6 protein-coding genes are annotated in these 9,225 nt (G+C 48.3%); 5 read left to right on the top strand and 1 reads right to left on the bottom strand.

Annotated elements, in window-relative coordinates; all coding sequences use genetic code 11:
- The coding region (locus tag QZT80_RS24650; RefSeq protein WP_295128741.1) for an AraC family ligand binding domain-containing protein at nt 1-284 on the bottom strand (284 nt) is incomplete at its 3' end.
- A gap of 96 nt (nt 285-380) precedes the next feature.
- Between QZT80_RS24650 and QZT80_RS24645 the strand changes: the two genes are divergently transcribed.
- The 5 genes from QZT80_RS24645 to QZT80_RS24625 all read left to right on the top strand — a co-directional run bounded on the left by QZT80_RS24645 (nt 381) and on the right by QZT80_RS24625 (nt 9,215).
- Nucleotides 381-1,838 carry an arabinose isomerase gene (locus tag QZT80_RS24645; RefSeq protein WP_295128739.1) on the top strand — a complete coding sequence of 486 codons (1,458 nt, stop codon included), beginning with the start codon at nt 381-383 and terminating at the stop codon, nt 1,836-1,838.
- A 217-nt stretch (nt 1,839-2,055) separates the two neighbouring features.
- Complete coding sequence (locus tag QZT80_RS24640) at nt 2,056-2,652, top strand: RNA polymerase sigma-70 factor (protein ID WP_295128737.1); 597 nt, start codon at nt 2,056-2,058, stop codon at nt 2,650-2,652.
- A gap of 91 nt (nt 2,653-2,743) precedes the next feature.
- Nucleotides 2,744-3,724 carry a FecR family protein gene (locus tag QZT80_RS24635; protein ID WP_295128736.1) on the top strand — a complete coding sequence of 327 codons (981 nt, stop codon included), beginning with the start codon at nt 2,744-2,746 and terminating at the stop codon, nt 3,722-3,724.
- Between the two features lie 110 nt (nt 3,725-3,834).
- Nucleotides 3,835-7,275 carry a TonB-dependent receptor gene (locus tag QZT80_RS24630; RefSeq protein ID WP_295128734.1) on the top strand — a complete coding sequence of 1,147 codons (3,441 nt, stop codon included), beginning with the start codon at nt 3,835-3,837 and terminating at the stop codon, nt 7,273-7,275.
- A gap of 29 nt (nt 7,276-7,304) precedes the next feature.
- Nucleotides 7,305-9,215, top strand: coding sequence for a RagB/SusD family nutrient uptake outer membrane protein (locus tag QZT80_RS24625; RefSeq protein ID WP_295128732.1), 1,911 nt, complete (start codon nt 7,305-7,307; stop codon nt 9,213-9,215).
- Nucleotides 9,216-9,225: the final 10 nt, after the last annotated feature.

Below are 9,225 nucleotides of genomic sequence, written 5' to 3'. Positions count from 1 at the left end.
TAACGGTGCCATTCGTAAGGGAACAGCAGTAATATAGTACCTTCTTTAACCACCGTAGGCGCACAACTGGCCGATTCAAATATGCCTTTGCCCCGCGAGATGTAGATCACCTGGAATTCCTGCAATATCCGGCCCGTTTCCCAGTTAAAGGAATAGGAGGGCGGGTGTCCGGCAGAAGGATAACTTTTCCTTTTCTCAATGCGGTTATAACCCACGTTCAGCACATGCAGTCCCCACTTTTTATCTTCCGCACTTACCGGCAGGTATTTGTAGTAATTGTTCATGGCAGTTCAGAAAGTGTATGTAATATATCAAAATGGCTATTCCTTTTGATAGCGGAGTAGCCGAAATTTGGAAGATAAGTTGATAAATCATCCGTTATGAAAGATATACAATTCCCGCACCTGCAGCAACAAAGCCAGTTTAAGATCGGTTTGTTCGGCATAGGGCTCGATACCTACTGGCCACAGTTTGAAGGCTTAAAAGAGCGACTGGAGGGCTATTTAATGATAGTAGAACAACGGTTGTCTGCCATCCATCCGCAGGTGTTGAATGCGGGCCTGGTAGATACCGTGGATAAGGCCTTCCTGACCGGTAAACTGTTCAAAACGGAAGATGTGGATATCATTTTCCTGTACGTCACTACCTACGCATTATCATCTACCGTACTGCCCGTTGTGCAGAGGGCCAAAGTACCGGTGATCGTACTTAACCTCGCGCCGGAAGCGGCGATTGACTATAATTCATTTAACAAAATGACCGACCGTACAAAGATGACCGGCGAATGGCTGGCCTTTTGTTCGGCATGCCCAGTACCCGAAATTGCTAATGTGTTTAACCGCACGGGCGTTCGCTTTTTCCAGGTGACCGGCATGTTAGCCGGGCAGGATGCGTGCTGGCGCGAAATAACGGAATGGGTGGAGGCTGCAAGGGTGGCACACACAATGGCTTATAACCGCATGGGTTGTATGGGCCATTACTACAGCGGTATGCTCGACATCTACACCGATCTTACACGCCAGTACGCCAGTTTCGGCGGTCATATTGAATTGTTGGAGGTAGAAGAGCTGGCGGCGCTGCGAAAAGAGGTTAGTGCTACGGAAGCTGCTGAGCGGGTGCAGCTGTTCCGTAAAACCTTTGATGTGCAGGAGGATTGTTCGGTCGCCGAGCTGGAAAAGGCCGCTATTACCTCGGTGGCGCTTGATAAACTGGTGGTGCTGCATAAGCTGGGCTCCATGGCTTATTATTATAAGGGTACCGGCAATTTGGATAACGAAACGTCCATTGCCTCGATCATCCTCGGTAATTCGTTATTGACCGCTAATGGTGTGCCGGTGGCGGGCGAGTACGAGATCAAGAACGCGCAGGCCATGAAAATTATGGACAGCTTCGGTGCCGGTGGTTCTTTCACCGAATATTACGCGATGGATTTTAAAGATGATGTGGTGCTGATGGGACACGACGGTCCCGGCCATATTGCGATAGCGGAAGGTAAAACGAAAGTGCGGCCCTTACAGGTGTATCACGGTAAAGTTGGAAGCGGGTTATCGGTAGAAATGATGGTGAAGCATGGCCCGGTTACCCTGTTATCGGTCGTAGAAACGAAAGATGGCGGACTTATGCTGCTGGTGGCCGAAGGAAGTTCGGTACCCGGGCCTGTTTTACAGATTGGGAATACGAACAGCCGTTACCGCTTTCCGCAGGGCGCACGTAAGTTCGTGAACGACTGGAACAGTTATGGCCCGGCGCATCATTGTGCCGTAGGAGTAGGGCACATAGCAGCCAAAATAGAAAAGCTGGGCGCCTTGCTGGGTTTGGCAGTAAATAAGGTTTGCTGATACGACAAACCATTGCCTCCCAAACATTTTTTAATTACTTTAGTACGCGTTTAACGGCTGCTTTAAGAAAATGTGAACAGAATAAGTGTACACACCCTCTGCCTCAAAGCGCAGATGGTACAGGACAGTTAGCATGAATCGCTTATGTATCTTGGCTCTTCGGCATACCATGTATGCACAGTGAACCTTTTAGTCTCTTGATAACATTGGCAGACAAATGGCGTCTAAAATAATAACAACAAATCCTCCTCTACCGGAAAAGGACCTGGTGGCCGCAATGGTAGCCGGGAATGAAGACGCTTTTACGGAAATCTATAACCGTTACTGGGAGCGCCTGCTTTCCATCGCCTTTAACCTGACCCGTAACCAGGTGCAGGCCGAAGAGGTTACGCAGGAAGTGTTCATCAGCCTCTGGGACCGCCGCGGCGACGTAGAAATACTGTCATTGGGCGCTTACCTGGCTACTGCCGTTAAGTTCTCCGTATTTAAATCTATCGTTCGCCAGCGCCGCCGCCAGGAAATACTGAAAGAGAACTATACCACGGTGCTGTTCGATAACACTGAAGATAAAATATATACCCGCTTCCTGAAGGAGTATATAGATGGGGTAGTGGAAACGCTGCCCGAAAAGTGCAGGCTGGTATTCCAATATAGCCGCCGCGAGGGTCTTTCTGTAAGCGAAGTCGCCAAACGCCTCGATATTTCTCCCAAAACCGCAGAAGCGCATCTCACCAAAGCACTGAAAGTCATCCGCCTTAGCCTTAAAGGCTCCGGCCCGCTCATGTTATTCCTGGCACAATACTGCCAGCAGTAAGACTTTTCCTGTTCCACCTTATTTTTTACAAATAATTTTTACCCGGCTAAGGGTAGGGTAATATTTATGGTACATTATAATTAAGACGAAAATGCAAAACCCATTTAGCGTGGATGAAAAGGAACTAACAGACCTTGTTGAGAAGTATCTCGCAGGTTTGGCCACAGACGAAGAGCGTGAACGGCTGCTGTTATGGTATCGCCAGCAGGCGGACCAGCCGGCCAGCTGGCCGGCAACATCAGCCGGAGAGAAGCAGGAGGTGAAAAACCGTATGCTGCGCAATATTATGGAGCAGATAACGCATCAGCAGCCCCGTAAACGCCGGGTTTACCGTAGTGTTGCTGCCGCTGCTGCGCTGCTGTTACTGGGCGCAGGCCTGGCGAAGTTGTTGTTCTGGCCTGCATCAACATCTCAACCTGTTATATATAAAGTGGCTACCGCAGCAGGTGAACGAAAAATAATTCAGCTGCCCGATAGTACCAGGGTTTGGCTTGGGCCACGAAGTGAATTACAATATACAGCGGCATTTGGGAACGATAATAGGGACGTAACGCTGAGTGGTGAAGGCTTTTTTGATGTAACGGCGAAGACAGAACTGCCATTTGTATTACATACGGGCGAGCTGGCCACGAAGGTATTGGGGACGGAGTTTAATGTAGAAGCCTATCCCGGCGAAACACAGGTGAAAGTGACGCTGCTCAGCGGTGGCGTGGCACTTACAGGGCCTAACGGAAATAGTCGCCTGCAGCCCATGCAACAGGCCTTGTTTAATACTGATTCAGGCAATGTTCGCCAATACGATTATCCGGCAGCATCTGCCATGCTTAAAAGAAGAGAAGGAAACATTGAATATAAGAACGTAACTGTTAGCGAGATCGTAAAAGACCTGGAGCATATGTACGGCATCAACGTTACGCTACGTGGCCGAAGCAGCACCTGCCTGTTTTACGGACGACTTAAAGCCAACGAAACGCCGGAAGATTTCCTGGAAAAATTGTGCCTTGTACTAAATATGAAGCTGGAAGAAAATGAGGGGAAATTTATCATCTCTAAAGGAGATTGTAACAAATGATTGGCGCTTGTAAATCCACGTATGTAAATACATGCTGTTTATTAATATCAACCAACTAATAGCGGAACAGAAGTTCTGATTAGCTAACACAAAAACATATGGTCAAAAGTATGAAGAAAATCTATGCCTCACCGGGCAGGAACGGATTGTTGCGCGCCATTCAATACCGATTCCTTGTCCTTTCCCTGTTATGCTTTACGGCGGTAACGGCTATGGCCCAGGATGCACTCAGCAAAAAGGTGACGATTAACCTGAAGGATGAGGTGCTGGGCAATGCGCTGGAAAAAATTGCAGACGCTGCTGGTGTGAAATTTACTTATGATGGCAAAGTGGCGAACAGTGCCATTAAGATAAGTGTCGCCGCTAAAGACATGCGCCTGGCTGATTTGCTGACGCAGGCATTTAAGTCGCAGCCCATTACTTATGTTCTTTTAAAAGATGAAATTGTAGTGCGACTTGGAGAAAAAAAGTCTCCGCCGGCACAAGAGGCCGGCCAGCAAAGGGTAATAACGGGAAGCATATTCGACGATAACGGGCCGCTGCCCGGTGCTACTGTAATGGTGCAGGGTACCTCGCGCGGCGCACTTACGGATGCGGACGGAAAGTTTAAGATACAGGTAGATAATGATGATGAGGTATTGGTGTTTTCATTCATCAGTTACCTGACGCAAACGATCGTAGCGGGTACGCAGAAGGTAATCGATGTTAAACTGAAACCCAATGCCGCGAAAGATTTGGGAGAAGTACAGATCGTAGCTTTTGGCACGCAGAAAAAGGAAAGTGTGATCGGTTCCATTACGACCATCAATCCCAAAGATCTGAAAGGTCCAACCAGTAACCTTACCACAACGCTGGCGGGTCGCCTTGCGGGCGTTATTGCTTACCAGCGCAGTGGTGAACCCGGTGCTGATAATGCGGACTTCTTCGTTCGCGGTATTACCACGTTCGGTGCCAACAACCGCCCGCTCATCCTGATAGATGGTATTGAGCTTACCAGTACAGACCTTGCGCGTTTGCAGCCAGATGATATCGCCAGCTTTTCTATCATGAAAGATGCTACTGCTACGGCATTATATGGTGCGCGCGGTGCTAACGGTGTGATCCTGGTTACCACTAAACAAGGTACAGCCGGGGCTGCCAAGGTATCGCTGCGCGCCGAAAATTCAATATCAGCCCCCACTAAAAATATTGAACTGGCCGACCCTGTAACCTACATGAAACTCTATAATGAGGCCATGCTTACCCGTAAACCGGAAAACGGAACGGAGTTTACAGAAGAGAAAATTGAGAATACGGCAGCGGGTAAAAATCCCTACGTGTACCCGGCTAACGACTGGAGGGAAATGTTGTTCAAGGATTATACGAGCAACAAACGCGTGAACCTGAATGTGAGTGGCGGTGGCAACGTAGCCCGTTATTATGTAGCTGGTTCATTTAACCAGGATAACGGGATTCTTAATGTAGATGAGCGTAATAATTTCAACAGTAACATCAACCTGAAAAGTTACTCGCTGAGGGCGAACGTAAACATTAACGTGACTAAAACGACAGAGATGATGGTACGCCTGAGTGGTAACTTCGATGATTATACCGGTCCGATAGACGGCGGTGCCTCGATGTATCAGAAGGTGATGGCCTCTTCGCCCGTACGGTTCCCCGCGTATTTCATGCCGGATGCGGCCCACTCGTACGTAAAACACATCATGTTCGGTAACGCCGGTAATAACGGCCAGTACCTGAACCCTTATGCCGACATGGTAAAAGGCTACCGCGAATCGACCCGCGCCCTAATGCTGGCACAACTGGAACTGAAACAGGATTTAGGTGCTTTGCTGAAAGGTCTTTCTGCCAGAACAATGTTCAATACGAACCGTACCTCTTACTTCCAGGTAACAAGGGCCTATTCGCCTTTCTGGTACAACATCGGCTCGTACGACCGCGTAAAAGATACGTATACCATGCAGCAGCTGAACCCTGGTGGCGGTACGGAGTATCTGGGTTATGATGAAGATCCCACGCAGCTCAACAGTATTTTCTATTCAGAGTCTGCGTTGAACTACAGCCGCGACTTTTCGAAACATAGTGTAAGCGGTTTGCTGGTATTTATTGCCCGCCAGAGCGTGAACGCAAATGCCGGTACGTTACAACGCTCGTTGCCATCACGTAACCTGGGGCTTTCTGGTCGTGCCACGTACGCTTATGCTAACAAGTACTTCGCGGAATTTAACTTCGGTTACAACGGTTCTGAACGTTTTTATAAGAACAACCGTTTCGGCTTTTTCCCTTCGGGTGGTGTAGCATGGAGTGTTTCGAATGAAAAGTTCTTTGAGCCGTTGCAGGCCATCGTAAACAACTTCCGGGTGCGTTACTCACTGGGTTACGTAGGTAACGACCAGATCGGCGATATCACCGATCGTTTCTTCTATCTCTCCAATGTAAATATGAACGAACCTGGTCGCGGTGCTACTTTCGGCCGCGATGGGGGTGAGTTTAAAAATGGCGTACTGATCGACCGTTATTCCAACCTCGATATCAGCTGGGAAACTTCCCTGAAGCAGAACGTAGCGATGGAATTAAACCTGTACAGCAAGTTTAACCTCGTGGCGGAATTCTATACGGAAAAGCGCAGTAATATCCTGCAGAACCGTGCCGATATTCCGAATACGATGGGGTTGGCTACGGGCATTAGTTCTAACCTCGGTAAGGCGTCGGGTAAGGGTGTAGACCTTAGCCTCGATTACCGGCAGGCATGGTCGGGTGGCCTGCAACTGTCGGTGCGTGGTAACTTTACTTATGCCAAAAGTAAGTACGATGTATATGAAGAACCTGAGTATCCTGAACGTTACCGCTCCTACATTGGTCAGTCGGTGGCACAGCGTTTTGGCCTGATAGCAGAACGTTTGTTTGTGGACGATAAGGAAGCCCAGAACTCACCTAACCAGGAATTTGGTGCCGATTATGGCGGTGGTGATATAAAGTACCTCGACGTAAACCGCGATGGCCGTATCACGAATGCAGACATGGTGCCGATCGGTTATCCCACTGTTCCTGAAATTATATATGGTGGCGGATTTTCGCTGATCTACAAGAAGTTTGATATCTCTGCGTTTTTCCAGGGCGCTGCGAACCAGTCTTTCTGGATAGATGCAGTAGCTACCTCGCCATTCAAGCGTAACGGCGCTTTCGCAGCTAATAATGAAACACAGTTGTTGAAGGCTTATGCAGATGATCACTGGTCGGAAGACAACCGTAACATTTACGCCATGTGGCCACGCTTAAGCACCAACATCAACAATAATAATGTGCAGACAAGCACCTGGTTTATGCGCGATGGCTCCTTTATACGCCTGAAGCAGGTGGAACTGGGTTATTCGCTTCCCCAGAGCTGGCAAAAGAAAATCCGTACTTCTTCGTTCCGGTTTTATGTAAGCGGTACCAACCTGTTGCTGTTCAGCAAATTTAAATTATGGGATGTGGAGATGGCAGGCAACGGGCTTGGATACCCTATCCAGCGTGTATTTAATATAGGTTTGAACGCATCATTTAACTAACCGGAAGTTTTACAGAAATGCAAAGAATTATGAAAAAGCATAGCATCAAAGCCTTTGTACTCGTGCTGTTACTAACGGTACTGGGCTCCTGCAAAAAATACCTGGATGTAATACCTGATAATATCGCTACACTCGATAACGCATTCACCATGCGCTCGGAAGCAATCAAGTATCTCTACACCTGTTACTCCTACATGCCGAGAAACGGGGAGTTAACGGCCGATCCTGCCATGCTCAGTGGCGACGAGATGTGGGCGCTTACTGATCCGGGTTTTCCGGAGTTCGATCACATTATGTTCACCGTGGCCAGGGGCCGCCAGGTTACCGCTAACCCGGTAGGCGAGGGGTCTTACTGGGTAAACCTTTACAAAGGTTTGCGTGATTGTAATATCTTCCTGGAGAATGTTTATAAGGTGCCAGACCTGCTGCCCGAAGAACGCACCCAGTGGATCGCGGAAGTAACATTCCTGAAAGCCTACTATCATTTCTCCCTGTTAAGAATGTATGGGCCCATTCCCCTGGTAAAAACAAATTTGCCGGTAGATGTGGATGTAAACACCGTAAAGGTATACCGCGACCCGGTAGACTCCTGCTTTAGCTACATCGCCCGTTTGCTGGATGAATGCAAAGACGACCTGCCGCCCATTGTAATAGACCCTACGAAAGAACTGGGTCGCATTACACAGCCTATCGCTTATGCTTTAAAAGCCAAAGTGATGATCGCCGCTGCCAGCCCCTTATTTAATGGTAATACCGACCAGGCATCGCTGAAAGACAACCGTGGAATACAACTGTTTAACCAAAATGTATCGTCTGCCAAGTGGGATTCGGCCGTGGTGGCCTGTAAACAGGCGATTGATGTATGTCATGCGGTAAATATGAAGCTGTACACTTACCTGCCGTCATTCCAGCAATACACGCTTACCGATACGATGGTAACGCAGCTGGGCATAAGAAATGTGTTTACGGAGAAGTGGAATAGTGAGATCATATGGGCAAATACACAAACCAGTGTTAGCCTGTTGCAACGTGTGGCTACGCCAAACGTAGACTTTACGCGCATCGATAACCCAAGGATTGTATCGGAGCTGGCACCACCGCTGAAAATGGTGGAACTGTTTTACACCGACAACGGTGTGCCGCTGAATGAAGATAAAACCCGCACCGGAAGCAAAACAGCATTACGTACCGCCGTACCGGCAGAGGCCTTGTACATCCGCAATGGTTATACTACAGCCGCACTGCACTTCAACCGTGAACCACGTTTTTACGCTAACATCGGTTTTGATGGAGGGGTGTGGTATGGGCAGGGACAATACAATGATGCTACGCCTAACAACCTGTTTTACGTGGCGTCGAGAAAAGGTCAGCCCAATGGTAAAATCCAGCCCGATAAAGGATCTGTAACAGGTTACTTCATAAAAAAGTATGTGCATTTCCAAAACGTGCAGGGTACGGGCGTATCTGACTATTCCATCACTTCTTATCCATGGCCAGTTATCCGCCTCGCACAACTGTACCTGTGGTATGCGGAAGCGCTGAACGAACAAACTGGTGGCGCGGAAGAAGCTATTGTATACCTGGATAAAGTACGTGAGCGTGCAGGTTTGCAGGGCGTAAAATCTTCCTGGGATAACTTCTCCATCACACCTGGTAAATACACTACCCAAAATGGTTTGCGCGATATTATCCGCCAGGAAACGATGATTGAAATGGCCTTCGAAGCACAGCGTTACTGGGACATTCGCCGCTGGAAAACAGCCATCGCAGAATATCGCAGACCTATCGAGGGCTGGGATATCGAACAGTCGGACCCTCAGTATTTCTACAGGCAGAAAACACTGTTCACGCAAACTTTTGGGTTGAAGGATTACTTCTTCCCGATTAATACAGAAAACCTGCTAAGGAATAAAAACCTGGTGCAGAACATTGGCTGGTAATTTTTACAGA

It is taken from the genome of uncultured Chitinophaga sp. (genome assembly GCF_902168175.1).
Lineage (GTDB): Bacteria > Bacteroidota > Bacteroidia > Chitinophagales > Chitinophagaceae > Chitinophaga.
The sequence above is the reverse complement of the archived record's forward strand: the minus strand, read 5'-3'. Positions and strand labels throughout refer to the sequence as shown.